This window comes from Halogeometricum sp. S3BR5-2 (assembly GCF_031624635.1).
GTDB classification, from domain to species: Archaea; Halobacteriota; Halobacteria; order Halobacteriales; family Haloferacaceae; genus Halogeometricum; species Halogeometricum luteum.
Window position 1 is genome coordinate 736,256 of record NZ_JAMQOQ010000001.1, and the last position, 23,432, is coordinate 759,687.

The 23,432-nt window shown below is 69.4% G+C and carries 25 protein-coding genes; 13 read left to right on the forward strand and 12 right to left on the reverse strand.

Features of this window, described 5'->3' with window-relative positions:
* The first annotated feature begins 32 nt into the window (after positions 1-32).
* Positions 33-659, forward strand: coding sequence for a uracil-DNA glycosylase family protein (locus NDI79_RS03810; RefSeq protein ID WP_310927114.1), 627 nt, complete (start codon positions 33-35; stop codon positions 657-659).
* A 362-nt stretch (positions 660-1,021) separates the two neighbouring features.
* Here NDI79_RS03810 and NDI79_RS03815 read toward each other — a convergent pair whose 3' ends face one another.
* Positions 1,022-1,855, reverse strand: coding sequence for a DUF4097 family beta strand repeat-containing protein (locus tag NDI79_RS03815; RefSeq protein ID WP_310927115.1), 834 nt, complete (start codon positions 1,853-1,855; stop codon positions 1,022-1,024).
* Between the two features lie 38 nt (positions 1,856-1,893).
* On the reverse strand, positions 1,894-2,568 hold the full coding sequence (locus tag NDI79_RS03820) for an MBL fold metallo-hydrolase (RefSeq protein ID WP_310927116.1): 675 nt from the start codon (positions 2,566-2,568) through the stop codon (positions 1,894-1,896).
* A 106-nt stretch (positions 2,569-2,674) separates the two neighbouring features.
* Here NDI79_RS03820 and NDI79_RS03825 point away from each other — a divergent pair, with 106 nt between their 5' ends.
* On the forward strand, positions 2,675-2,896 hold the full coding sequence (locus NDI79_RS03825; protein WP_310927117.1) for a DUF8144 family membrane protein: 222 nt from the start codon (positions 2,675-2,677) through the stop codon (positions 2,894-2,896).
* Positions 2,897-2,942: 46 nt separating this feature from the next.
* On the opposite strand, the gene NDI79_RS03830 is transcribed toward NDI79_RS03825, so the two are convergent.
* Entirely contained in the window at positions 2,943-4,052 is a 1,110-nt protein-coding gene (locus NDI79_RS03830; protein ID WP_310927118.1) for a DnaJ domain-containing protein, read from the reverse strand.
* Between the two features lie 325 nt (positions 4,053-4,377).
* On the opposite strand from NDI79_RS03830, the gene NDI79_RS03835 reads away from it, so the two are divergent.
* The 3 genes from NDI79_RS03835 to NDI79_RS03845 all read left to right on the forward strand — a co-directional run bounded on the left by NDI79_RS03835 (position 4,378) and on the right by NDI79_RS03845 (position 6,611).
* On the forward strand, positions 4,378-5,376 hold the full coding sequence (locus tag NDI79_RS03835) for an MBL fold metallo-hydrolase (protein WP_310927119.1): 999 nt from the start codon (positions 4,378-4,380) through the stop codon (positions 5,374-5,376).
* 71 nt (positions 5,377-5,447) lie between these two features.
* Positions 5,448-6,287, forward strand: coding sequence for an alpha/beta fold hydrolase (locus NDI79_RS03840; RefSeq protein WP_310927120.1), 840 nt, complete (start codon positions 5,448-5,450; stop codon positions 6,285-6,287).
* A 39-nt stretch (positions 6,288-6,326) separates the two neighbouring features.
* Complete coding sequence (locus NDI79_RS03845; protein ID WP_310927121.1) at positions 6,327-6,611, forward strand: DNA-directed RNA polymerase subunit L; 285 nt, start codon at positions 6,327-6,329, stop codon at positions 6,609-6,611.
* A gap of 6 nt (positions 6,612-6,617) precedes the next feature.
* On the opposite strand, the gene NDI79_RS03850 is transcribed toward NDI79_RS03845, so the two are convergent.
* The 3 genes from NDI79_RS03850 to NDI79_RS03860 all read right to left on the reverse strand — a co-directional run bounded on the left by NDI79_RS03850 (position 6,618) and on the right by NDI79_RS03860 (position 10,053).
* The gene (locus NDI79_RS03850; RefSeq protein ID WP_310927122.1) at positions 6,618-7,172 is read right to left on the reverse strand and encodes a DUF1684 domain-containing protein; all 555 of its coding nucleotides are present in this window, start codon (positions 7,170-7,172) and stop codon (positions 6,618-6,620) included.
* 98 nt (positions 7,173-7,270) lie between these two features.
* The gene (gene hisF, locus NDI79_RS03855) at positions 7,271-8,083 is read right to left on the reverse strand and encodes an imidazole glycerol phosphate synthase subunit HisF (protein ID WP_310927123.1); all 813 of its coding nucleotides are present in this window, start codon (positions 8,081-8,083) and stop codon (positions 7,271-7,273) included.
* Between the two features lie 215 nt (positions 8,084-8,298).
* Complete coding sequence (locus NDI79_RS03860) at positions 8,299-10,053, reverse strand: glycoside hydrolase family 13 protein (RefSeq protein WP_310927124.1); 1,755 nt, start codon at positions 10,051-10,053, stop codon at positions 8,299-8,301.
* 87 nt (positions 10,054-10,140) lie between these two features.
* Between NDI79_RS03860 and NDI79_RS03865 the strand changes: the two genes are divergently transcribed.
* The 3 genes from NDI79_RS03865 to NDI79_RS03875 all read left to right on the forward strand — a co-directional run bounded on the left by NDI79_RS03865 (position 10,141) and on the right by NDI79_RS03875 (position 11,974).
* On the forward strand, positions 10,141-10,359 hold the full coding sequence (locus NDI79_RS03865) for a DUF7550 family protein (protein WP_310927125.1): 219 nt from the start codon (positions 10,141-10,143) through the stop codon (positions 10,357-10,359).
* Between the two features lie 51 nt (positions 10,360-10,410).
* On the forward strand, positions 10,411-11,379 hold the full coding sequence (locus NDI79_RS03870) for a quinone oxidoreductase family protein (RefSeq protein WP_310927126.1): 969 nt from the start codon (positions 10,411-10,413) through the stop codon (positions 11,377-11,379).
* Between the two features lie 76 nt (positions 11,380-11,455).
* Positions 11,456-11,974, forward strand: coding sequence for a hypothetical protein (locus NDI79_RS03875; protein WP_310927127.1), 519 nt, complete (start codon positions 11,456-11,458; stop codon positions 11,972-11,974).
* Positions 11,975-12,010: 36 nt separating this feature from the next.
* On the opposite strand, the gene purL is transcribed toward NDI79_RS03875, so the two are convergent.
* Positions 12,011-14,164, reverse strand: a complete 2,154-nt coding sequence (gene purL / locus NDI79_RS03880; protein ID WP_310927128.1) for a phosphoribosylformylglycinamidine synthase subunit PurL — start codon at positions 14,162-14,164, stop codon at positions 12,011-12,013.
* Between the two features lie 180 nt (positions 14,165-14,344).
* Between purL and NDI79_RS03885 the strand changes: the two genes are divergently transcribed.
* Together NDI79_RS03885 and NDI79_RS03890 are read left to right on the forward strand one after the other, a co-directional pair.
* Positions 14,345-15,028: a PHP domain-containing protein gene (locus NDI79_RS03885; RefSeq protein ID WP_310927129.1), complete on the forward strand. Its 684-nt coding sequence runs from the start codon at positions 14,345-14,347 to the stop codon at positions 15,026-15,028.
* On the forward strand, positions 15,028-16,131 hold the full coding sequence (locus tag NDI79_RS03890; RefSeq protein ID WP_310927130.1) for an asparagine synthase C-terminal domain-containing protein: 1,104 nt from the start codon (positions 15,028-15,030) through the stop codon (positions 16,129-16,131). Before NDI79_RS03885 ends, NDI79_RS03890 begins: the two co-directional genes overlap by 1 nt.
* Position 16,132: 1 nt before the next feature.
* Here the strand turns inward: NDI79_RS03890 and NDI79_RS03895 are convergent, their stop codons facing one another.
* On the reverse strand, positions 16,133-16,609 hold the full coding sequence (locus tag NDI79_RS03895) for an NUDIX hydrolase (protein ID WP_310927131.1): 477 nt from the start codon (positions 16,607-16,609) through the stop codon (positions 16,133-16,135).
* A 142-nt stretch (positions 16,610-16,751) separates the two neighbouring features.
* Complete coding sequence (locus NDI79_RS03900) at positions 16,752-17,744, reverse strand: transcription initiation factor IIB (protein WP_310927132.1); 993 nt, start codon at positions 17,742-17,744, stop codon at positions 16,752-16,754.
* Positions 17,745-17,925: 181 nt separating this feature from the next.
* On the opposite strand from NDI79_RS03900, the gene gatC reads away from it, so the two are divergent.
* Positions 17,926-18,204, forward strand: a complete 279-nt coding sequence (gene gatC, locus NDI79_RS03905; RefSeq protein WP_310927133.1) for an Asp-tRNA(Asn)/Glu-tRNA(Gln) amidotransferase subunit GatC — start codon at positions 17,926-17,928, stop codon at positions 18,202-18,204.
* The gene (gatA, locus tag NDI79_RS03910; protein ID WP_310927134.1) at positions 18,205-19,497 is read left to right on the forward strand and encodes an Asp-tRNA(Asn)/Glu-tRNA(Gln) amidotransferase subunit GatA; all 1,293 of its coding nucleotides are present in this window, start codon (positions 18,205-18,207) and stop codon (positions 19,495-19,497) included.
* A gap of 169 nt (positions 19,498-19,666) precedes the next feature.
* Here gatA and NDI79_RS03915 read toward each other — a convergent pair whose 3' ends face one another.
* Positions 19,667-19,798, reverse strand: a complete 132-nt coding sequence (locus tag NDI79_RS03915) for a transporter (RefSeq protein ID WP_310923125.1) — start codon at positions 19,796-19,798, stop codon at positions 19,667-19,669.
* 253 nt (positions 19,799-20,051) lie between these two features.
* Here NDI79_RS03915 and NDI79_RS03920 point away from each other — a divergent pair, with 253 nt between their 5' ends.
* Positions 20,052-20,342, forward strand: coding sequence for a hypothetical protein (locus tag NDI79_RS03920; RefSeq protein WP_310927135.1), 291 nt, complete (start codon positions 20,052-20,054; stop codon positions 20,340-20,342).
* Between the two features lie 36 nt (positions 20,343-20,378).
* Here the strand turns inward: NDI79_RS03920 and NDI79_RS03925 are convergent, their stop codons facing one another.
* Both NDI79_RS03925 and trkA read right to left on the reverse strand, forming a co-directional pair.
* Complete coding sequence (locus NDI79_RS03925; protein WP_310927136.1) at positions 20,379-21,983, reverse strand: TrkH family potassium uptake protein; 1,605 nt, start codon at positions 21,981-21,983, stop codon at positions 20,379-20,381.
* Between the two features lie 88 nt (positions 21,984-22,071).
* Positions 22,072-23,409 (reverse strand): Trk system potassium transporter TrkA, encoded by a 1,338-nt coding sequence (trkA, locus tag NDI79_RS03930; RefSeq protein ID WP_310927137.1) that lies wholly within the window; start codon positions 23,407-23,409, stop codon positions 22,072-22,074.
* Positions 23,410-23,432: the final 23 nt, after the last annotated feature.

Genomic DNA, 23,432 nt, shown 5'->3' on the forward strand with positions numbered 1-23,432 from the left:
CGAATATATCCCTCTCCTCGCTACGTAGCCCCGTGGAGAACGTAACCGACCGCACGAGCAACCCCTTCGGGATGAAACCCCCGTGCGAACGGTTCGTTCCGGGGTACGGCGACGCCAACGCGGACTTCCACGTCATCGGCGACTACCCCGGCGTGCACGGCGGGGAGTCGACGGGCGTGCCGTTCACCGGCGAACCGTCCGTTCGCCTGCAGGCGGCCCTCGCGGAGGGCGGCCTCCTGGAGGCGACCGGCGACCGACCGGCCGTCTCGAAGACGTTCCTCTCGTATCTACACATGTGCGTCTCCGAGGACGTGCCGTCGCAGAGCGAGTACGACGACATGGAGCGCTTTTTCGACGCCGAACTGCGCGCCATCGCCGCGCACGTCCTCCTGCCGGTGGGGGCGCGCGCGACGAGATACGTCTTGGAGAACTACACGGCGCAGGCCCACAAGGTGACCGTGGACATGGAGGAACTGCACGGCACCGAGATACGCGGAAGCGGCTTTCTCGTCCTCCCCATCGCCGACCCGAGCGACTGGGACGAAACCCACCACGACCGACTCGTCGAGGCCATCGACGACCTCACGTCGACGGACTTCAGACGGGAGACGGACCTCGGACGGTTCACCGCCGGCAGCGACCCCTATCTCGTTCGGTAACGCGGCTCACGTTCGCTATTCTCACGGTACGGCCTATCACGCTTGCGGATTCAGTCGATTAGCGTCCGAAACGACGTTCGATTACGTAACAAAGACCATTACAATTGAACGTGTTTTTGGTTTTGTGTTCAAATAAGGGACGAATACCCATCATATGAGCGGTACTCGGAGCGGAGTTAGAAGGAATTGGCACCAGCGTAGCCTTTTTCACGACAACCGTCAAAACAGGTAGTGACGCGCGTGGTACTGAACCACCGGGCGCGTCAGGTAAGGAACTGCGAGACTGGTGCTCTTCGCAGTGGCTTGGTCAGTCCGGGGTCCGCGCTCGCCGCGGTCCCTGCTTCCTTCTCGGAACGACGCTCTCAGTCGAGACGCCGCACGTCGATACCGCCGTTACCCGCCCGGAGCGTCAGCGACGGGCCGCCGCCGCCGAGCGTTCCGGCGACGCGCGTCGGCGAGACGGTGGCGTCGGTGAGTTCGAGGCCGGAGACGTCGACGCCGCCGTTGGTCACGCGCGCCTCGAACGCCGCGTCGAGGTCCGGCGCGACGGCCGCCTCGATACCCCCGTTCGACGCGCTGACCTCCGTGTCGCCGCGTATCGCCGGAATCTCCACGTCGATGCTGCCGTTGCCGGCGGTGACACCGTCGATGCCGCCGACGTCCGCCGCGCTGATGCCGCCGTTGCCCGCCCGGAGCGTCAGGAATCCCGGCATCTCCGCGGCGTCGACGCCGCCGTTGCTCGCGCGGAGCGTCGCGTCCCCGGAGACGCCCTCCGCGTCGACGCCGCCGTTGGCCGTCTCCGCGAGCGCCAGCGCCACCGACGACGGGAGTTCGACGGTGAGGTCCGTCGTGATTCGGTTCACGCCCGGCGGGTAGACGGCTTCGAGCGTCAGGACGCCGTCGGTGACCGAGGGCTCCACCGTCACCCGGTCGAGGACTCCCTCGTCGACGTTGAACCCCCGCTTCACCACCTCGACGCGGACCGCGTCGCCCGCGGCGGGCCGGACGGTCACGCCGCCGTTGCGGTTCGACACGCGCGCCGCCGCGGCGCCGGACGGCGTCACCTCGAAGGACTCCTCGGCCCGCGTCGACAGTCCGGGAGCGGCGCATCCTGCGAGGGCGCCGACGGCGCCCGCGCCCGCCGCGGCCAGCAGTCGGCGGCGGCTCAGGGGTTCGGCTGGTTCGGGTTCGACCATATCCGGAAGTCGTCAGCGAGAGGATACAAAGCTTGGCGTCAGAGCCGGTCGGCCGCGCGTCGCAGGGCGTCGTAGCCGCCCGTTCGGACGGGGTCGCCGTGGCCGACGCAGGCGGCCTCGAAGGGGTCGATTCGGTCGGCGAGGTCGGCGAGGCTCTTCTCGTTGCGGTCCGTATCGTAGCACATCAGCCACGGCATCGGGTCCAGTTCACCGTCCGACTCACGGACGACGTCGCCGAGGAACGCCGCCCCGTGGCCCGCGTGGTGGTAGGCGACGTGTCCGGGCGTGTGGCCGGGCGTCCGGTAGGCGACGAAGCCGCCCACCTCGTCGCCGTCGGTGACGCGGACCACCTCGTTCTCCGGCGTATCGATGAACAGGCGGAACGCGCGCTGCATCGCGCCCTTGTGGTTACCGGCGGGCGGGTCGGCGTCGTCGAGGAGGAAGGAGGCGTCGGGTTCGGCCGCGTGTATGGGTACGTTCGCGTCGAGTCCGAGTGTGGCGAGCGTCCCGACGTGGTCGAGGTCGAAATGCGTGAGAAGCACGCGGTCGATGTCGCCGGGGCCTACTCCCGACGATGAGAGCATCTCGCGCATCCGCGCCCCGTCCCACGGCGTCCCCGCGTCGACGAGCGTCAGCGTCCCGTCGTCGTCGACGAGGTAGGCGTTCACGCCGCGACAGCGGAACCGACGCACTGCTCCGGCTTCGAGAGTCATACGGGCCGTTCGTTCCGGAGCGACAAAAGTGGTCTTCCCCGGCCCGGCGCGAGCGGCCGTCGGTCTCGCGAGAAGATTTTTGACAGTCAGCGGGAAAGGTTTCGTCATGGTCGAGAAGGGAGTCGTTGACCTCGTCGAAGAGTGGCAGAGCGGTGCGTTCATCGTCTTCGGCTGTGTGGCCGTGGCCGTCGTCCTCGGCGTCTCCCTCGCGCGGGTCTTCGGGTCGACCGCCCTGGGCGTGGTCGGCTTCTTCGGTGGCGGCGTCCTCTCGTTCTTCCTGTTCTCGTATCTCTCGTACGGTCGGACCAGCGCTCGACGAGAGCGTTAGAATACGGCGTTGCAGCGAGGTTAGAGTCCGAACGACACAACAACCGTCAGTTCGACGCGACCAGCGTCCGCCCCACGTCGGCGAGGAACGCGGTCACCGTCAGAACCGGCGCGGCGACGACGAGGGCAAGCGTGAGGCCCGCCGCCGGCGCGGCGACGACGGGTCCGAGCGCGAGCGACGCCAGCGGCGCCAGCGCCCCCAGCGGGTAGAGGTACAGCGAGAGGCCGGCCGTCCCGTGGCGGAACCGGACGGCGAAGGCGACGAAGACGGCCGCGAGGAACGCCGAGCCGAGGGGGAATGCGAGCGCCGGCCCCGGCGCGGACCCGACGGCGCCGAGGGCGAACGCGCCGGGGGCGACGAGGCCGGCGTCCGCGAGGAGCGCCGAGGCGGGCGACGCCTCGGCCGCCGCGGCGAACGACGACAGCGCGGCGGCGTTCACCCGGAGGTAGACCGCCAGTCCGCCGAGGTAGGCGACGCCGGCGAAGAGCGAGGCGACCCACGCGTACCACAGCGACCGAGGAGCGGCGGACGCCGAGGCGGCCGACCGGGAGGCGGACGAGGAGGAGGTGACCGACTCGGCGCCGGGGCCGGCCGCGGACGCCGACCCCGCGCGGGTCGAGCGGTTCGCGGCGCGCGCGGCGCCCGTCCGCGCGGCGTCGGCGCTCGAACGCGACCGGCGGGTCGAGTCGGCCCGCGACCGGTCGGTGCCGCGGGTGCGGGTTCGACCGGTGGTTCGGGCGCCCGCGCTCGCTCCAGAAGACCGGGTGCGGTTCGACGCGCCGCCCGACGCGGAGGCCGATTCGGTCGACTGGGCCGACGCGGACCGCCCGCCGGAGTCGGCGCCGGCCGCGGCAGTTCGCCTGCTCCACCGTCCGCCGGCGTCGGCGCCGTCGTCCCGGCGCTCCATGCCGGCCGTCGGGAGGCCGTCGAGTCGCTCGGCCACGTACCGCTCGTGGCCCATCCGGTCGTACGCCGCGCGCTTCGTCTCGTCGGAGAGCACCTCGTAGGCCGCGCGGAGCGTCTTGAACTGCACGCCCGCCCGCGCGTCGTCGTTCACGTCCGGGTGGTACTCCCGGGCCTTCCCGCGCCACGCCCGCTTGACGTCGGCCGGGGCGGCGTCCTCGGAGACCCCCAGCAGGTCGTAGAAATCCTCCATCCAATCACAAGCTGATACGAAATTCACCGATTTCAATGTATCGGGGAAGACACAGTCAACTCACGGACATGAGCGCGTCCATACCGAACAGGAGGAGCGTGCCGACGGCGGCGACGTAGAGGGCGCCGAGGAGGGCGCGTCGGCGCCGTTCGGCCTCGCCGATGTTGCACTCGCCGGGCCGGTACTCGACCGTGAGGAGGCGTCGGTCGTCGACGGCCGAAACCCTACCGTCCGAGGCGCGCCCCGCCGGTTTCGGGTCGCCGCGGCGCCTCTCTCGCTCTCCGGGATGCCAACCCTCAACACCGTACGCGCCGTCGCGCGTGGTATGGACCTCCGTCGCATCCGACTCGGAAACACGGTGTTCGAGGGGCGGAACAACGCGTACCTCCTGCCCGGCGAGGAGACGACGCTCGTGGACGCGGGCGCGTCGCTCGACGAGATTCGGGCCGACCTGGACGCCGGACTCGCCGAGGCGGGTCTGGACGCGAGCGACATCGACCAGATACTGCTCACCCACTGGCACGCCGACCACTCGGGCCTCGCCGGCGAACTCCAGGCCGAGAGCGGCGCCGTCGTCCGCGCGCACGAGGCGGACGCCCCCCTCGTCGCGGGCGACGAATCCGCGGTCTCGGCCGAACGCGACCTGCGAGTGCGCCGCTTCGAGGAGTGGGGAATCCCCGAGCGCAAGCGCGCGGAGTTGGCCGACTACCTCGACACCCACGAGGACTTAGAAGGCGACCCGGCGGATGTGGTCCCGATGACCGACGGCGACCGGGTTCCCGCCGGCGACGGCGAACTCGAAGTCGTCCACCTGCCCGGTCACGCCGCGGGTCTGGTCGCGTTCGCCTTCGACGCGGACGGCGCGGGCGGGACGGACGGAGGGGGCGAGCAGGCGTTCGTCGGCGACGCCATCCTCCCGAAGTACACCCCGAACGTCGGCGGCGCGGACCTCCGCGTCGAGCGACCCCTCGAAACGTACGTCGACAGCCTCCTCGAACTCGTCGACCGCGACCTCTCGCGCGCCCTCCCCGGACACCGCGACCCTATCGACGACCCCTCGGACCGCGCGCTGACCATCCTCGACCACCACCGCGACCGAACGGGGCGAGTCGTCGACGTCCTGGACGAACACGGACCGCTCGACGCGTGGACGGTCAGCGCCCACCTGTTCGGCGAGTTGGAGGACATCCACATCCTGCACGGCCCCGGCGAGGCGTGGGCGCACCTCGACCACCTCGTCCGCGCGGGCGTCGTCGAACGGGACGGCCGCGCGTACCGACTGGTCGAGTCCGACCCAGACGTGTCGGCGCTGTTCCCCGAGTAGCGCCCGGTCGCGGGCGACGCGCCGTCCGGTCGGCCGGGAGGACTATGGAAACGGCCGCCGGCTAGTCGACCGTGTCACGACACAGCGAGTGGACGGAGCGGCAGGACTCGACGACCGTCGCCGTCGACGGACACGACCTCGACGTGGCCTTCTACGACGAGGGATCCGGCGACCCCGTCGTGCTCCTGCACGGGATTCCGACGTGGTCGTTCCTCTGGCGCGACGTCGTCCCCGGCCTCGAAGACGAGCGCAGGGTGATCGTTCCCGACATGGTCGGCTACGGCAACTCGTCGATGGCGGACGGGTTCGACCGGTCGATTCGGGCGCAGGAGGAGATGATCGACGGCCTGCTCGACGAACTCGGGGTCGAGACGGTCTCGTTCGTCGGGCACGACCTCGGTGGCGGCGTCGGCCTCCGCTACGCGTCGCACCGACCGGACGCCGTCGACGAACTCGTCCTCTCGAACGCCGTCGCGTACGACTCCTGGCCCATCGAGGCCGTCAACGACATCGGTCTCCCGTCGACGGTCGAGGAGAACGACGTCGACGACCTGCAGGAGATGCTCGACGGTCTGTACCGGAAGACGCTCTTCGACGACGACCCGAGCGATGAGTTCGTCGAGGGGATGAAATCCCAGTGGCGGTCCGAGCGGGGAGCGGTCTCCCTGAGCCGAAACGCCGTCGCGACGAACACGAACCACACGACAGAAATCGACTACGGTGACATCGCCGCCGAGACGCTCCTGCTCTGGGGCGCGGACGACGAGTTCCAACCCGTCTCGTACGCCGAACGGTTGCGGGACGACCTGGACGACGCCGAGGTGCGAGGACTCGACGACGCGAGACACTGGGTGATGCAGGACCGCCCGGACGCCTACCGCGAGGAGTTGCGGTCGTTCCTCCTCGGATAAGACGAAATACTGAAACGCCGCCACCGGGAAGGGGAGTGCATGGAACTGCGGGTCATCAACAAGACGGACGAGGAACTCCGCCTCGAAATCGCGGGCGAGGACCACACCTTCATGAACGTCATCAAGGGCGCCCTGCTGGAGACGCCGGGCGTCGCCGCGGCGACGTACGACATGAACCCCGAGCAGTCAGGCGGTCAGACCGACCCCATCCTCTCGGTGCGGACCGAACCGGGTACGGACCCCCTGGACGCCCTCGGCGACGCCTCCCGGCGCGTGCAGGACCTCTCGGCGAACTTCACGAACGAGTTCGAAGCCGCGCTGTAGTCGGACCTACGACGGGCGGTACGTCTTCTCGCCGGCGCGAATCGGCACGTCGAGCCAGTTCTCCATCGGGACGAGCGGACACTCGTAGCGCTCGCTGTAGGCGCAGAAGGGGTTGTACGCCGCGTTGAAATCGAGCACCCACGCCTCGCCCTCACGGTCGTCGGGGTCCTCCAAGTCGAGATAGCGGCCCGCGCCGTACGTCTCCTCGCCGCTGGTCTCGTCGCGGAACGGCACCCACAGGCGACGCTCGTCGGGATTCGAGCGGTAGGCGTCGAGCGTCACTTCGTTTCCCTCCATCTCGAACGCGAACGACCCCCAGACGAGGTAGTCGCGTTCGCCCTCGGTCGTCGTGTCGACGGTGATGGTCTCTTTCGTCTCGTACTCGTCGAGTTCGACGACGAAGCGGTACGATTCGTCCGGTTCGAAGTAGGAGAGGCCGTCGAACGTCTCGCGCTGGTCGGCCGGAACCGGCGAGTTCGGGTCGCGCGCGAAGTACTCGTCCTTGTGCTCTCGGGTCGTCAGCAGCGCATCGCGCCACGCGTCGGTGTCGAGCGAACTCATGGGTGGCGGTACGCGCTCCGAGAACTTGAACGCGGCCGCGGTCCCGCGCCGACGCCGCACGACCGGCCGGGAGCGGCCGTACAACCGACCGCCCCGACTCAGAGCCGAACGGGCACGTCGCGTTCGTCGAGGTACTCCTTCACGTCGCGGATGGTGTACTCGTCGAAGTGGAAGATGGATGCCGCGAGGCCGGCGTCGGCGTTCGCCTCGGTGAACACCTCGTACATGTCCTCCGGCCCGCCGCACCCAGAGGAGGCGATGACGGGCGTCGACACCTCGTCGCAGACGGCCTTCGTGAGGGGGATGTCGTAGCCGTCTTTCGTCCCGTCGGCGTCGATGGAGTTGACGAACAACTCGCCCGCGCCGCGGGACTCGGCCTCCGCGGCCCACTCGACCACGTCGGTGCCGGTGCCCTCGCGGCCGCCCTTGACGGTGCACTCGAACCAGCAGGACTCGCCGTCGACTTCGACGTAGTGCTCGCCACCCTCGTCGTAGCGCCGTCGGGCGTCCACCGAGATGACGATGCACTGCGACCCGAACGCCCGCGCCCCCTCGCCGATCAGGTCGGGGTTCCGGAGCGCCGCGGTGTTGATGGACACCTTGTCGGCCCCCGCACGGAGCGTCTCTTTGATGTCCTCGCGGGTGCGGATGCCGCCGCCGACGGTCAGCGGGATGAACACCTCGTCGGCGACGCGCGAGACGGTGTCGAGCATCGTCGCCCGCCCCTCCGCGGAGGCGGTGATGTCGAGGAAGACGAACTCGTCGGCGCCGGCCTCGTTGTACCGCTTGGCCATCTCCACCGGGTCGCCGGTGTGCTTCAGGTCCTCGAAGTTGACGCCGGTGTAGACGGCTGGTTCGCCGTCGTCGTCCAGGTCGACGTCGATACAGGGGATGATGCGCTTCGTGAGCATTCCTTGCTATCGAGTTCGCGTATGGGCCGTTTGACCGTTTCGACTGTCGCCGTTCTCGCGCCGAACGCGGCGCGGACGCCACGAACGTTCATACGGGATGGCGCGGCCAGCGTCGCCGTGCGCTGACCGACGACCCGGCGCGTCCGCGACTGTGCGACACGCCGCGCCGGGAGCGGAGCGGTCCCCGTGTCGCCTGTTCGCCTGCCCTGACCCGTTCACTCGCACCGGTAGACGCGGGCCTCCCACGGGCGGAGGCGGAACTCGCCGGCGAGGAGTTCCGAGACGGCCCGGCCGCCGCCGTCGTAGTTCGAGAGCGCCAGCGTCGCCTCGTCGGCGTCGACGGGAACCTCGACGGTCGTCTCCCCGCTCGCGAAGTTGAGCGCGACGAACAGTCGCTCCTCGCCCAGCGTCCGTTCGTACGCCCACACCCGCTCGTGGTCCTGCACGAACGGTTCGTAGTCGCCGTAGACGACCACGTCGTTCTCGCCGCGGAACTCGACGAGTCGCCGGTAGTACTCGTACACCGACGCGTCGTCGGCGCGTTCTGCCTCGGCGTTCACCTCGTCGTAGTTGGGGTTGACCGCTATCCACGGTTCCGCCTCCGAGAAGCCGGCGTGCTCGTCGTCGGACCACTGCATCGGCGTCCGCGCGTTGTCGCGGCTGTTGGCGCGGAGGCCGTCGCGGACCGCGTCGAACGACGCCACCTCGCCGGCGTCGAGGGCGCTCTGGACGGGGTTGAGCGTCTCCACGTCGCGGAAGTCCTCGAGGGAGTCGAAGGGGTAGTTGGTCATCCCCAACTCCTCGCCCTGATAGACGTACGGCGTCCCCCGGAGCGTGTGGAGCAGGGTGCCGAGCAGTTTCGCCGACTCCTTGCGGTACTCCCCGTCGTCGCCGAACCGCGAGACCATCCGCGGTTGGTCGTGGTTGTTCAGGTACAGCGAGTTCCACCCCTCCCCTTCGAGGCCGTCCTGCCAGCGGTCGAAGACGGCCTTCAGGTCGGTGAGGTCCCAGTCGCTCGTCTCCCAGATGCGGTCGCCCTGGTCGAGGAGGACGTGCTCGAAGTGAAACAGCATCGAGAGACCGTCGCCGTCCTCGTCCGGGGAGACGTAGCGACGCGCGTGGTCCAGCGGCAGGGGGTCGCCGATCATCTCGCCGACCGTGAGGAGTCCGCGGTCGAGGACGCGGTCGCGCATCTCGCCGAGGTACTCGTGGATTCGGGGGCCGTTGATGGGGAGTTCGTCGTTCGGGAGGCCCTCGGGCTTGGAGATGAGGTTGATGACGTCCATCCGGAAGCCGTCGATGTCCTTCTCTATCCACCAGTTCATCATCTCGAAGACGTCGTCGCGGACGGCCGGGTTCTCCCAGTTCAGGTCCGGTTGCTTGCGGTCGAACAGGTGGAGATACCACTCGCCGGTGCCCTCGTGGTACTCCCAGGCAGGTCCGCCGAAGAACGACTCCCAGTCGTTCGGCGGCGCCTCGTCCGCGGGGCCGAGTTCGTACTCGCGGTCCGCCTCCGCGGCGTCGCGCCCCTCGCGCCAGAAGTAGTAGTCGCGGTACTCGGCGTCCTTCGATTCCAGCGCGTTCCGGAACCACTCGTGCTCGTCGGACGTGTGGTTCACCACGAGGTCCATGATGAGGCGGATGTCGCGGTCGTGGAGGGCGTCCCGGAGGTCCTCCCAGTCGGCCATCGTCCCGTACTCGGAGTCGATGGCGCGGTAGTCGGCGATGTCGTAGCCGTTGTCGGCCTGCGGCGACTCGTACACCGGGTTGAGCCACACGACGTCCACGCCCAGGTCGTCGAGGTGGTCGACTCGTTCGGTGATGCCGGGGATGTCCCCGACCCCATCCCCGTCCGAGTCGTTGAAGCTCCGCGGATATATCTGGTAGACGACCGCCTCCTTCCACCACCGCCGCCGCTCGCCGTTGGGTAGGCGTTCGACCGCGCCGTCGTCTCCGCTCGCGTCGTCCATGGGGTGTCGTCGTCGGAGGCGCACTTAGCATCCCTGCCCGTCGCGCGATTCGGATGTTCTTTTAGGCGGGGACCCGAACGACCGCGTATGAGCGACGACACCCGCGAGAACCCCGACGACGACTACCGGAACCCGAGCGAGGAGTACGAGAGCGACCACGACCAGTACCCCGAGGCGCACCACTCCTCGGACCCCGGCCGCGTCACCGCCCCGATGCAGGAGTTCTCGACCGGGAAGGCGGCGATGGGGTTCGTCGTCCTCGTCGTCGGCCTCGCGGTCATCTTCGGCCTGCCGTTCCTCCTGTAGGTCCGCTTCCGGCTTCCGGTCTCTTTTGAGCCGAGCGACCGAAGGACCGGTGTGAAATCCATCGTCGTCACCGAGTTCGGTTCCAGCGACGTGCTCGAAACGCGAGAGACCGACGTCCCGGAACCCGGTCCGGGCGAGGTCAGAATGGACGTCGCCGCCGCGGGTCTCAACTTCGCGGACGTGATGCAGCGCCGGGGCCACTACCGCGGCGGTCCCGAACCGCCGTTCGTCCCCGGCATGGAGGCCGCCGGCACCGTCGACGCCGTCGGCGACGGGGTCGACCGCGAGGTCGGCGACCGGGTCGTCGCCCTCGCGTCGGAGGCGTACGCCGAGTACGTCGTCGCGCCCGCGGCGTCGCTGTTCGAGGTGCCCGAGTCGATGTCGTTCCCGGAGGCGGCCGGCTTCCCCGTCCAGTTCCTCACCGCGCACAACTGCCTGCACAACTGGGGCGACCTGACCGCTCACGACCGCGTCCTGATACACGCCGCGGCGGGCGGCGTCGGCACGGCCGCCGTCCAGTTGGCCGACCACGCCGGCGCCGAGTCGTTCGGCACCGCGAGCACCGCGGAGAAACTCGAACTGGCCGCCGACCTCGGCCTCGACCACGGAATGAACTACGAGGAGGAGGACTTCCGCGAGACGGTCGACGCCGAGACCGACGGGGAAGGCGTCGACCTCGTGTTGGACGGCGTCAACGGCGAGACGTTCGAGCGGAGCCTCGACGCTCTCGCCTCCTTCGGGCGCATCGTCGTCTACGGCGCCGCCTCCGGGGACGTGGCGACGCCGGACACCACCGACCTCCTGTTCGAGAACAAGTCGGTGCTCGGCTTCCACCTCGGCAACGCCATCGAGGAGGAACCCTCGCGCGTCCTCGGCGCGGTCAGCGACCTCCAGCGACTGCTCGCGCAGGGGGAACTCGACGTCGTCGTCGGCGAGACGTTCTCCCTCGAAGACGCCGCCGAGGCGCAGGAGTATCTGGAGAGCCGTCGGAGCGTCGGGAAGGTCGTCCTCGAACCGTAGCGCCGCAGCGCGGAAGCGACGCGACGGTCGGAGCTTCGGCTACCAAGCTTTTCATCGGCGGGTCCGAAGCCGGGATGTGCCCACCGCCAAGTTCGAAATCGCGGACTACGACGTCGCGGTCGAGCCGTGGAGCCCCATCAAACGACGCATCGTTCTCCGGTCGCCGGCCGACGGCAGCGCCGGCGACGCCCGAGACGGGAACGAGGTGTCACGCGACGAGGCGACGCTGTTGTTCACGCCCGACCGGACGGAGACCGGAGAGACGGGGGTCGCTTCCGGCGTCGGCACCGACGAGGGCGTCGGCGTCTGGGCGTACTTCGATATGGCCGAGTTCGACGACGTGCTCCGCCTCCTGGAGTCGAAGCCGGAATCGGAGTCGGCGGCGTACCTCCACTTCGGCCACGTCGGCGGCTCCGGCGACGCGCGGTCGCTGTACTTCGTCTCGGTCGAGACGTCGTCGTCCGTCCCCGGCGACGACGAGGAGGGCCTCGGCGCCTCGCTCCCGTTCGGCGCGCAGAACGGCGAGGAGTCGCTGGAGCTACCGGTCGAGGAGGAGGCCCTCGAACGCGTCGAGGGGCGGAGAGAGCGGAACTGAACTGAACTGAGCCGAATCGAAACCGAACCGAGTCGGTCAGTCGAGTTCTCTCGCGATGGCGTCTCTGAGCTCTGAGACGGCCGCCGCGTCGTACTCCAGCGTCTCGTCGGCGACGGACAGCGACAGCGTCCCGTCCGTCGTCGCCGACCCGAGCGTCGTCACGGGGGCGACGCCGTCGAAGGCGTCGCGGACCGCGTCGGGGTCCGTCGTCTCCACGACGGCGCGCCCCGGCGTCTCGTCGAACAGGGTGAGCGCGCTTCCGAGCGCCACGTCCGCGCCCGCGTCGGCGGTGACCATCTCCGCGAGCGAGACGGCGAGGCCGCCGTGGCTCACGTCGTGGACGGCGAGCGTCTCCTCCATGTCGGCCACGCCGGCCAGCGCCGTCAGCACCTCGCTCGCGTTCTCGGGGAGGTCGGGGAACGCGTCGGACCCGCCGGTCCGCGCCAGATACTCCGACCCCCCGAGGGCGCCGCCGGAGGCGCCGACGAGGAGGAGTTCGCCCTCGCCCGCGAACGCGGCCGGCGGGGCGTCGTAACCGGCCTTCGTCCCGACGACGGCCAGCGTCGGCGTCGGCGGAATCGGCCCCGAGACGGAGTCGTTGTACAGCGAGACGTTGCCGCCGACGACGGGCACGGAGAGGTCCCGGCACATGTCGGCGAGGCCGTCGACGATGCCGCGGAAGCCGCCGTACACCTCGGGTTTCTCCGGGTTGCCGCCGTTGAGGCAGTCGACGGCGGCCAGCGGCGTCGCCCCCTTCGCCGCGAGGTTCGTCGCGTTCTCCAGGGCGACGGCGCGCGCGCCGTCGTACGGGGCGCACGTCGTCCAGTTCGGGTTGGCGCCCGAGGAGATAGCCAACCCCGTACCCGCTTCTCTGATGGCCATCACGGCCGCGTCGTCGCCCGGTCGGACCGCCGTCCGGAGGCCGACCTCGTGGTCGTACTGGCGGTACACCCACCGCTTGGAGGCCGTGGAGGGCGACCCGACGACGGCCTCGAACGCGTCTTCGACGTCGGCCTTGGGGAGATTTCGCTCGGGTTGTTCGGGTTCGACCGAGTCGAGGTCGTTCATCGGCGCGCCCTCGGCGAGGAACTCGGGGGGCACGTCGACGACCGTCTCGCCGCCCTTGGTGCAGACGTAGTTGCCCTCCGCGACTTCGCCGATGACCGAACAGCCGAGGTCGTACTTCTCGGCTATCTCGGCGACTCGGTCGACGTTCTCCGCGCGCACCTCGTAGCACATGCGCTCCTGCGATTCGGCGAGGAGAATCTCCAAGGCGCTCATGTTCGGTTCGCGCTGGTGGACACGGTCGAGGTCGATTTCGGCGCCGAAGTCGCCCTTGGCGACGAGTTCCGAGGAGGCGCCGCCGAGGCCCGCGGCGCCGAGGTCCCGCGCGGACTCCACGAGGCTCTCGTCGACGAGTTCCTCGTTCGCTTCTATCAGCAGTTTCTCCGAGTAGGGGTCGCCGACCTGCACCGCCGGCCGGTCCTCCGTCTCGGCGTCCTCCGCGAGGTCCTCGCTCGCGAAGGAGGCGCCGCCGAGGCCGTCTCGACCCGTCGCGTTGCCGACGAGGACGAGTTTGTTGCCCGCGGACTGCGCCTCCGCCGTCACGAGACGCTCCTCGTTCAGGAGGCCGACGCAGGCGACGTTGACGAGGGGGTTGCCCTCGTAGCCGTCGTGGAACTCGACGCTGCCGGCGACGGTGGGGACGCCGATGGCGTTGCCGTAGTCGGCGATGCCCTCCACGACTCCCTCGAGGAGATAGCGGGAGTGCTCGCGGTCGAAGCCGCCGAAGTAGAGGCTGTCCGCGAGGGCGATGGGGTAGGCGCCCATCGACAGCGTGTCGCGGACGATGCCGCCGACGCCCGTCGCCGCGCCGTCGTAGGGGTCGACGTACGAGGGGTGGTTGTGGCTCTCGATGCCCAGCGTGACGTACGTCTCGCCGGCGCTGTCGGTCGAATCGACCTCGGCCCCGCTCTCATCGTACGTCGGCAGGCGGACGACGGCGGCGTCGTCGCCGGGGCCGACGACCACCTGCTCGCCCTCCGAGGAGAACGCCGAGAGGAGGGGACGCGAGGAGCGGTAGGCGCAGTGTTCGCTCCAGAGGTTCTCGAAGAGCACCGTCTCCGCAGGCGTGGGGTCGCGTCCGAGTTCGGCCACGACGAGTTCGCGGTCCGCGTCGGAAAGACTCATTCATTGGTGTGGTCAGAACGCAGGCTATAAGGCCTTTCTATGTCCACAAACGTGCGTATCGTACGCCCTCGTCGGCGCGGCGAATCCCCGTCGGACCGACCGTCGAACCGCGACCGACCCGACGGTCGGTCGGCGCGTCGGACCGCGTCGCTTTTCTAACCGGAGCGGTAAGCTTCACCCGTGTTATCGGTCGAGTTGCACGCGCATTCGTCGCTGTCGTACGACGGCAACGACCCGATAGAGCTCCTCCTGGAACAGGCGCAAGCGGTCGGGTTGGACGCCCTCGCCGTCACCGACCACGACGAGATAGAGGAGAGCCTGCGCGCCGCGGAGATAGCCGAGGAGTACGGCCTCGTCGGCATCCCCGGCATGGAGGTGACCTCCGCGGCGGGCCACGTGCTCGGACTCGGAATCGACGAACTCGTCCCCGCCGGCCTCTCGTTCGACGAGACGCTGACCGAGATACGCGACCAGGGCGGCATCGCCGTCGTCCCGCATCCGTTCCAGTCCTCCCGGCACGGCGTCGCCCCGCATATCACTCGGACGCAACTCGCCGGCGCCGACGCCATCGAGGTGTACAACTCGCGGCTGTTCACCGGCCGCTCGAACCGCAAGGCCGAGAAGTTCGCCACCGCCCGCGACCTCCCGCGGACCGCCGGCAGCGACGCCCACATCAGCGAGATGGTCGGACAGGCCGTCACGCAGGTCGGAACCGACGACCGCTCGGTCGACGGAATCCTCGACGGCGTCGTCCGCGGAGAGACGAGGGTCGTCGGCAAGCGGACGCCGTGGCGCATCTCGCTCCGGCAGTTCGGGGGCGGCGTCACCCGCCGCGTGAGACGCGGCGTCGCCGACTTCTTCTGATGCTCCGCGGCGCCGACCCGGAGACGGTTCGCGCCGCCGTCGAGTCGGGCGACCCGCTCCCCGACACCGCCGGCTTCGCGGGCGAACTCGACGGCGCCCTCGTCCGCGACGTCCTCGGCCGGCAACCGCTCTTCTCCGAACGCGGAGCCGCCGACCCGAGTGCGCCCGACGCCTGGTCGTTCGACCGGCGTGACCTCGACGACCCCGTCCGCCTCCCGGCCGGCGTCCGGCGGAGGGCCGACGGCGACGAGGCGGTCTGGACGCTGCCGACGCCACCCGCCGAGGCGAATCGAGAGAGAGCGCTGTCGGCCGTCGAGTCGGCCGTCGCCGAGTCGGTGCGCGGCGTCGACGACGATGGATTGGCGGTTGCGTTCTCCGGCGGCGTCGACTCCGCCGTCGTCGCCGCGGGCGTCCCCGACGCCCCCTGCTACGTCGCCGGGTTCGAGGGGAGCCACGACGTATCCGCCGCGCGCGACGCCGCCGACGCGATGGACCGGGAGGCGGACCTGCGCGTGGTCGAACTGACGCACGAGGGAATCAGGGAGGCCGTCCCCGAACTCGTCTCGACTCTCGGACGGACGAACCCGATGGACCTCCAGATAGCCCTCCCCCTGTACCTCGTCGGAAAGCGCGCGGCCGCCGACGGCTTCGACCGACTCGCCGTCGGGCAGGGCGCGGACGAACTGTTCGGCGGGTACGCCAAGGTGGCGAAGGCGCCGGAGGACCCCCGCGTCGAGGCCGATACCGTTCGCGGCGCGGCCGCCGAGATGGTCCGGACGCTTCCCGACCAACTGGAGCGAGACGTGCTCGCCCTCCGCGCGGCGGGCGTCGAACCCGTCGCGCCCCTGCTCCACGACCGGGTCGTGGCGGCGGCGCTTCCCCTCCCCGACGAACTGCTCGTCGCCGACGGCCGCCGGAAGGTGGCGCTCCGGGAGGCGGCGCGCGGACTCGTCCCCGAGTCGGTCGCGGCGGCGGAGAAGAAGGCCGTCCAGTACGGGACCTACGCGTCGCGGGAGTTGGACCGACTCGCCCGCCGGGCGGGCTACAAGCGGCGGATGGACGACCACGTCGAGAAGTACGTCCGGTCGCTGGTCGACTCGTAGCTCAGTCCGCCCGCTCGGCGGCGTCGATGGCCTCCAAGGCGAACTGCACCGTGTCGGGGTCCACGTCGCTCTCTCGTAAATCTGCCTCGTCGTACCACGCCCATACCTCCGCGTTCGCCTCGCCGTCGCCCGCGGGGGCCACCTCGCGGGCGTCGACCGTCGCGTAGTAGACGTGGTCGACGTGTTGGTGGACGACGCGGCCGTCCTCGCGGGCGTCGACGTCGTACAGCATCTGGTGGCGGGGGTCGGGGAGCACCTCCCCGGCGGGGGCGTCCACCGGGTCCGTCTCGTCGAGCAACTCGGGGTCGAGTCCCGTCTCCTCGCGGACTTCCCTCAGACCGGCCTCGTGGGGGAGTTCGTCCCGGTCGACGTGGCCCCCGGGCGGGACGCGGATTCCGAGTCGGTCGTGGCGGTGCAGGGCGACGGCGCCGTCGTTGACGATGTACACCGTCGCGGTGAAGTGTCGCGTCGTCTCCATGGGCGCCGGTTCGCGGGCACCGGATTGGACCTTACGCTCTCCGTCGAGCACGCCGAACGGAGGCGTCGCTCGCCCGGGAGCGAAGAGCGAAAAGCGGGAAACAGAGAGGAAGAAGTCGAGCCGAGCGGAGCGGAGGGTCGCGTTAGGCGACCAGGTGCTCTTCGGCTTCGAGCAGTTCGTGATAGCGGTTTCTGATGGTCACTTCCGAGATGTTGGCCACCTCGCTCACCTCGCTCTGCGTCACCTTCTCGTTGGCGAGCAGCGAGGCGGCGTAGATGGCGGCGGCGGCGAGGCCGACGGGCGATTTGCCCGAGTGGATGCCCTGCTCTTTCGCCGTCTTCAGGAGCTGTCGGGCGTGCCGCTCGGACTCGTCCGAGAGGTCGAGTTCGGAGGCGAACCGCGGGACGTACTGCTCGGGGTCGGCGGGTTCGATCTCCAGGGAGAGTTCGCGGACGACGTAGCGGTACGTCCGGGATATCTCGTCTTTGCCGACGCGGGAGACGTTGGTTATCTCGTCGAGCGAACGCGGGGTGCCGGCCATCCGGGCGGCCGCGTACAGCGCCGAGGTGGCGACGCCCTCGATGGAGCGGCCGGGCAGCAGGTCGTCGTCAAGCGCGCGGCGGTAGATGACCGACGCCGTCTCGCGGACGTTGTCGGGGAGGCCGAGCGCCGACGCCATGCGGTCGATTTCACCGAGCGCCTGTTTCAGGTTGCGCTCTTTCGAGTCGCGGGTGCGGAAGCGCTCGTTCCACGTCCGCAGGCGCTGCATCTTCTGGCGCTGGTTCGACGACAGGGAGTTGCCGTAGGCGTCCTTGTCCTGCCAGCCGATGTTGGTCGACAGCCCCTTGTCGTGCATCATGTTCGTCGTCGGCGCGCCGACGCGGGACTTCGAGTCTCGCTCCGAGGAGTCGAACGCCCGCCACTCGGGGCCGCGGTCGACGGCGTCCTCCTCGACGACCAACCCGCACTCCTCGCACACCGTCTCGCCGTGTTCGCTGTCGTTCACGAGGTTCGTCGAACCGCACTCCGGACAGCGAAGCGTCTCGTCGTCCTCCTCTCGGGTCTCTTCTTCCTCTCCTTCGTTCTCGCGCGCGCGTGCGCTACGCGTACGAAAACTTCGGGTGCTTTCGGTCATTTTGATTGGGTGCAGAGAATGGGTCGGAGGGTTCTCCGTAGCACACACTACGCGCGCGTTGGGCATATATCTGATGGCTAGCGGACGACGAAATCGGCTCGCGGGGTCGCCGCGGCGGCGTCTCGGGCGTCTCGGCGCCGACACCGAAACCCTTACTCTTGGCCCCCGGTTCGTGACGAACATGAGCGATACGCCCGTGGACGCCGATGAGGTGCGTCACGTCGCGGAGTTGGCGCGGGTGAACCTCGACGAGGAGGAAGTCGAGGCGTTCGCCGCCCAGTTCGCAGACATCCTCGACTACTTCGACGCTCTCGACGAGGTTCCGGAAGTCGAGGCGGAATCCGACCTCGTGAACGTCATGCGGACCGACGAGGTGCGCGACGGTCTGAGCCAGGAGGAGGCCCTGCAGAACGCCCCCGAGTCGGAGGACGGCTTCTTCAAGGGTCCGCGGGTGTCGTAGATGGGGGCGAACATCTTCATCACCGAGGAGACGGTCGACGGCGCCGACGACGGCCCCCTCGCGGGGACCACCGTCGCCGTCAAGGACAACCTCAGCACCGAGGGCGTCCGCACGACGTGCGGGTCCGCGATGCTCGAAGACTACGTCCCGCCGTACGACGCCACCGTCGTCGAACGCCTGAAGGACGCCGGCGCGACCATCGTCGGCAAGACCAACATGGACGAGTTCGGGATGGGCGGCACCACCGAGACGTCGGCGTTCGGTCCGACCGAGAACCCCGTCGACGCGGAACGCGTCCCCGGCGGGTCGTCGGGCGGGTCGGCCGCCGCCGTCGCCGCCGGCGAGGCGGACGTCGCCCTCGGCACCGACACCGGCGGGTCGGTTCGCAACCCGGCCGCCTTCTGCGGCGTCGTCGGCATCAAGCCCACCTACGGGCTGGTCTCGCGCTACGGCCTCGTCGCCTACGCGAACTCCCTCGAACAGGTCGGTCCCATCGGGTCGACCGTTGAGGACGCCGCCGCCCTGTTGGACGTGATTTCGGGCGCCGACGAACGCGACGCGACGACGCGGTTCGACGAGTCGATGGGTACCCACCCGGCCGCCGACTCGGAGTACGCCGCCGCCGCGGACGGCGACGTGGAGGGCCTCACCGTCGGCGTCGTCGCGGACCTCCTCGACGGCGCGGACGACCGCGTCGTGGAGACCTTCGAACAGTCCGTCTCGGACCTCGAATCGCGGGGCGCCGAGGTGGTCGAAGTGAGCCTCGAATCGGTCGAACACGCCGTGCAGGCGTACTACGTCATCGCCATGTCGGAGGCCTCCTCCAACCTCGCGCGCTACGACGGCGTGCGCTACGGTCTCTCGACGGGCAAGGACGGCAACTGGAACGAGACGTACGCCGAGACGCGCGAGGAGGGTCTGGGGGAGGAGGTCAAGCGGCGCATCCTCCTCGGCACGTATGCCCTCTCGGCCGGCTACCACGACAAGTACTACAAGAAGGCTCAGGACGCCCGCGCGTGGATCAAACAGGACTTCGACGCGGCGTTCGAGGAGGCGGACGTCCTCGCCACGCCGACGATGCCCGTCCTCCCGCCGAAACTCGGCGAGAGCCTCTCGGACCCCCTCCAACTCTACTTGATGGACGCCAACACCGTCCCGGTGAACCTCGCGAACCTGCCGGCGATTTCGGTGCCGGCGGGCGAGGCGGACGGCCTCCCTGTCGGACTCCAACTCATCGGCCCGAAGTTCGGCGAGGAGACGATGATTCGGGCGGCCTCCGCGGTGGAGAACTGAGTTCCGCGAGTCTCTCCTTAGTCGGCGGACGCTTCGCGTCCACCGAACTTCGCTTCGCTCAGCGAGACGGGTTTTGTGAGTGCGAGGAAGTCGGGAACTGAGCGGCCGCCGAGGCCGCACCGACGGCTCACGAACGGGCGACCGAAAGAATCGAATCGCGAATCGGACGTTACTTGTTGGTCAGCGCCCGCAGCGCCACGCCCGCGAGGATGGTCACGACGCCGATGATGGTGGCGATGGGCGGGATGGGGATGAACAGGAATACGACACCGACGAGTATCACGATGGTCGAGAGCTTCATGTCCCGTTCGACGCACATCAGAGTGAAAAGCGTGGTTGCCACACGTCCCGCTCCGAGACTGTATCCGAATCGGACCATTCAGGGTCGGCTCTGCGCTCGGGGCCGGTGCGTGGTTCGTCGGCACGCCCGAGTGGCCGGGCGCGGGCGCGCTCCTCGGCCCCGCCGCGCCCGGTCGTCTGCGGGTTCGCCCCTCGAACGGACGTGTCACCTCGGCCCCGAAAAACTGTTTACGGCGACACCGAGACCCGCCCGTATGGACGATTCCTTCGCCGAGACGGTCCCCAGGTGGGCGCTGCGCTTCGCGGCCGGGAGCGCGGCGCTCGCGGTGCTCTCCTTCCTCTTCGGGGGGCCCGGAACGGAACTGCTGACCGGCGCGCTCGTCGCGGCGTTCCTCGCCGTCTCCGGCTACATCCTCTATCGGTCGAGACGCGAGGAGGGGCCGCCCGGAGGCGGAGGCGGAAGCGGGGGACAGGAACCGACGCGCCGGTCGGAGACGACGGCCGAGACGGGCACGAACGGGTACGGTGGCGACGGCGACCTGTAACGCGCGCTCCCCCTTCTCGCCTCCCCGCCGGACGCGTCACCGACGCCAGTACTCCGGCGTCAGGAGCACGAGCACGGGGAGAATCTCCAGCCGTCCGATCCACATCAGCGCGACCATGAACAGCTTCGCCGCGTTCGAGAAGCCGAGGTAGCTTCCCATCGGGCCGGCGACTCCGAACCCCGGACCGACGTTGCCGAGCGTGGATGCCGCCGCCGCCATCGTCTCCAAGAGCGTGAGCGTCTGGCCGTGACGCACGCCGTCGAGGAACAGGAGGCCCGTGGCGACGAAGAAGATGACCAAGTAGAGGAGCGTGAACGCGTAGATGCCGCGGATGGCGCGTTCGTCGAGGGCGCGACCCGCCAGCCGAACGGGGCGGACCGCCTCGGGGTGGGCCGTTGTGTACAGTTCCCGACGGACGGACTTGACGATGACGTACCAGCGGACGACCTTCACCGAACCGCCGGTCGACCCGGCGGAGCCGCCGATGAACATCGCGAACAGGAGCACGTACTTCGCCGGGGTGCTCCACGCGTTGAAGTCGATGCTGGCGTACCCCGTCGTCGTCACGATGGCGACGACTTGGAACGCCGCGTGGCGGAGCGTGGGCTCGACCTGTCCGACGATTATCCCGCTGACCTCGCCGAGGTAGGCCGCGTCGAACGTTCCGTCGGCCGGCGCCGAGGCGGTGAAGCCCGCGCCGGTGAACAGGAGCACCGAGAGCAGCGCGGTCAGCGCCGCCATCACGCCGACGTAGGAGCGGAACTCCGTGTCCTCGAAGACGTGCCGGGGGTCGCCCGTCAGCGCGTGCCAGAACAGCGCGAAGTTGACGCCGGCGGCGACCATGAACGGGATGATGATCCACTGCGCCGCCGCGGAGAGCGCCTCGATGCTGCGCGCCTCCGGGGAGAACCCGCCAGTCGGCATCGTCGTCAGCGCGTGCGCGACGGCGTTGTAGAGGGTCAGGTTCGGGTCGATTCCGAGTAGGAAGAGACCGTACAGCAGCGCCGCTTCGAGGACGGTGAAGCCGATGTACGCGCCCCAGAGCGCGCGCGCCGTCTCGGCGATGCGGGGGGTGAGCTTCTCGATGCCGGGGCCGGGCGCCTCGGCGTCCATCAACTGCGCGCCGCCGACGGAGAGTTCCGGCAGGATGGCGACGGCGAGGACGACGATGCCCATCCCGCCGAGCCACTGGGTCAACTGCCGCCACATCATGATGCCGCGGGTGTGGGCGTCGAACGATATCTCCCCGAGCACCGTCGCGCCCGTCGTCGTGAACCCGCTCATGCTCTCGAAGAGGGCGTTGGCCGGGTTGCCGAGCGTCGAGGCGGGGCGGACCGGGGCGACGGCCGGCGGGATGCCGTGCGCCTCGATGAGGTACGGGACGGCGCCGACGACGGCGACGGAGAGCCACGTCAGCCCGACCATGAGAAAGCCCTCGCGGGCGCGGATGTCCGGGTCGGGGTCCAGTCGCTCCAGTCCCGCCCCGAGGACGACGGTCAGGGGAATCGTGACCGCGAACGGGACCACCGTCTCGCCGTAGTACAGCGCCACGAGGAGCGGAAAGCAGAGCGGGACCGCGAGGTACTTGAGGATGCTCCCGACGAGACTGAGGCTGGCCCGGTAGTCGACGCGTAGCTTCATCGGCGAACCGTCTCGACTCTCTCGGGCCGGCGTGTATTAGTTTGCGATACCGTCCGCGGGTTCGTCGTCGGGGCGAACGGTGGACGGCTCACAGTTCGGGAGTCACCTCGCTGACGACGGCGGCGTCGACGAACAGGACGACGTGGTCGCCCGCCTCGACGACGGTGTCCCCGCGCGGCGTGATGAACTCCCGGTCGCGCGTGATGGCGCCGACGACGACGCCCTCGGGGAGTTGTTGGATGGATTCGCGTATCTCGCGGCCGGCGAGGACGCTCGCGTCGTCGACCTCGATTTCGAGCACCTCGGCCTTGTCCGACTCGATGAGCGCGACGTTCTCCGCGCCGCCCTCGCGGGTGAACCGCGTTATCTCCTCGGCGACCACCTCGCGCGGGTTCACCCCCACGTCGACGCCGACGGCCTCGAACAGGTCGACGTACTCCGTCGTGTCGATGACCGCGACGGTGCGCTCGACGCCGATGCGGGCGGCCAGAAGCGAGACGAGGAGGTTCTTCTCGTCGGACTCCAGGGCGGCGACGACGAGGTCGGCGTCGCCGACGTGCTCGCGTTCGAGGAACTCCGTGTCGGTCGCGTCCGATTCCATGACGACGGTGTCCGGCAGTTTCTCGGCCAGATTCCGCGCCCGTTCGGGGTCGCGTTCGATGAGGCGCGGGCGGAAGCCGCGCTCTTCGAGCAGTCGGGCGACGTGGAATCCGATCTCCGACCCGCCGACGACGACCACCTCCTCGGCGGTTCCCGGCGACTCGTCGGGGGCGACCGTCCGCGCGAACTCCTGGACGCTCTTGGGCGTGCCGATGACGACGACGCGGTCGTTGGGTTGGATGACCGTCTCCCCGCGCGGTATCTCGACGGTGCCGTTGCGCAGGATGGCGGCGAACGTCAGCGCCTCGAAGCGGTCGGCCTCGCGGATGGTGACGTTCGAGACGGGGCTGTTCTCGGCCACCTCGAACTCCGCCATCTGCACCCGCCCGCCGGCGAAGGGGTCGACGTCGCGCGCCGCCGGCAGGCCGATGATGCGCACGATGGACTCGGCGGCCAGCAGGTTCGTACACACCATGAAGTCGATGCCGAACGCCTTCTTCGAGCGCTGCCACGTCCGCAGGTACTCGGTGTTCTTCACGCGGGCGATAGTGAACGCGTCGCTGATGGCCTTCACCGTCGAGCAGACGACGATGTTCGTCTCGTCGTCGTCCGTCGAGGCGATGACCATCCCGGCGTCGTCGACGCCCGCCTCTTCGAGCGTCGAGACGGCCGTGCCGTCGCCGGCGATGGCCAACACGTCGTGCGAGTAGTTCATGTCCTCGACGCGTTCGGCGTCCGAGTCGATGACGACGACCTCGTGCACGTCGGCGAGGTCGGCCGCGATGCTCGACCCGACCTGTCCGGCACCGACGATAACTACGCGCATCTGTCGCCCCCTCCGAGTACCAT

Coding starts and splice junctions, on each gene's coding strand:
- NDI79_RS03815 (WP_310927115.1), bottom strand. CDS start 1,855: ATGGTCGAACCCGAACCAGCCGAACCCCTGAGCCGCCGCCGACTGCTG.
- NDI79_RS03820 (WP_310927116.1), bottom strand. CDS start 2,568: ATGACTCTCGAAGCCGGAGCAGTGCGTCGGTTCCGCTGTCGCGGCGTG.
- NDI79_RS03825 (WP_310927117.1), top strand. CDS start 2,675: ATGGTCGAGAAGGGAGTCGTTGACCTCGTCGAAGAGTGGCAGAGCGGT.
- NDI79_RS03830 (WP_310927118.1), bottom strand. CDS start 4,052: ATGGAGGATTTCTACGACCTGCTGGGGGTCTCCGAGGACGCCGCCCCG.
- NDI79_RS03835 (WP_310927119.1), top strand. CDS start 4,378: ATGGACCTCCGTCGCATCCGACTCGGAAACACGGTGTTCGAGGGGCGG.
- NDI79_RS03845 (WP_310927121.1), top strand. CDS start 6,327: ATGGAACTGCGGGTCATCAACAAGACGGACGAGGAACTCCGCCTCGAA.
- NDI79_RS03850 (WP_310927122.1), bottom strand. CDS start 7,172: ATGAGTTCGCTCGACACCGACGCGTGGCGCGATGCGCTGCTGACGACC.
- hisF (WP_310927123.1), bottom strand. CDS start 8,083: ATGCTCACGAAGCGCATCATCCCCTGTATCGACGTCGACCTGGACGAC.
- NDI79_RS03860 (WP_310927124.1), bottom strand. CDS start 10,053: ATGGACGACGCGAGCGGAGACGACGGCGCGGTCGAACGCCTACCCAAC.
- NDI79_RS03865 (WP_310927125.1), top strand. CDS start 10,141: ATGAGCGACGACACCCGCGAGAACCCCGACGACGACTACCGGAACCCG.
- purL (WP_310927128.1), bottom strand. CDS start 14,164: ATGAGTCTTTCCGACGCGGACCGCGAACTCGTCGTGGCCGAACTCGGA.
- NDI79_RS03890 (WP_310927130.1), top strand. CDS start 15,028: ATGCTCCGCGGCGCCGACCCGGAGACGGTTCGCGCCGCCGTCGAGTCG.
- NDI79_RS03895 (WP_310927131.1), bottom strand. CDS start 16,609: ATGGAGACGACGCGACACTTCACCGCGACGGTGTACATCGTCAACGAC.
- NDI79_RS03900 (WP_310927132.1), bottom strand. CDS start 17,744: ATGACCGAAAGCACCCGAAGTTTTCGTACGCGTAGCGCACGCGCGCGC.
- gatC (WP_310927133.1), top strand. CDS start 17,926: ATGAGCGATACGCCCGTGGACGCCGATGAGGTGCGTCACGTCGCGGAG.
- gatA (WP_310927134.1), top strand. CDS start 18,205: ATGGGGGCGAACATCTTCATCACCGAGGAGACGGTCGACGGCGCCGAC.
- NDI79_RS03915 (WP_310923125.1), bottom strand. CDS start 19,798: ATGAAGCTCTCGACCATCGTGATACTCGTCGGTGTCGTATTCCTGTTC.
- NDI79_RS03920 (WP_310927135.1), top strand. CDS start 20,052: ATGGACGATTCCTTCGCCGAGACGGTCCCCAGGTGGGCGCTGCGCTTC.
- NDI79_RS03925 (WP_310927136.1), bottom strand. CDS start 21,983: ATGAAGCTACGCGTCGACTACCGGGCCAGCCTCAGTCTCGTCGGGAGC.
- trkA (WP_310927137.1), bottom strand. CDS start 23,409: ATGCGCGTAGTTATCGTCGGTGCCGGACAGGTCGGGTCGAGCATCGCG.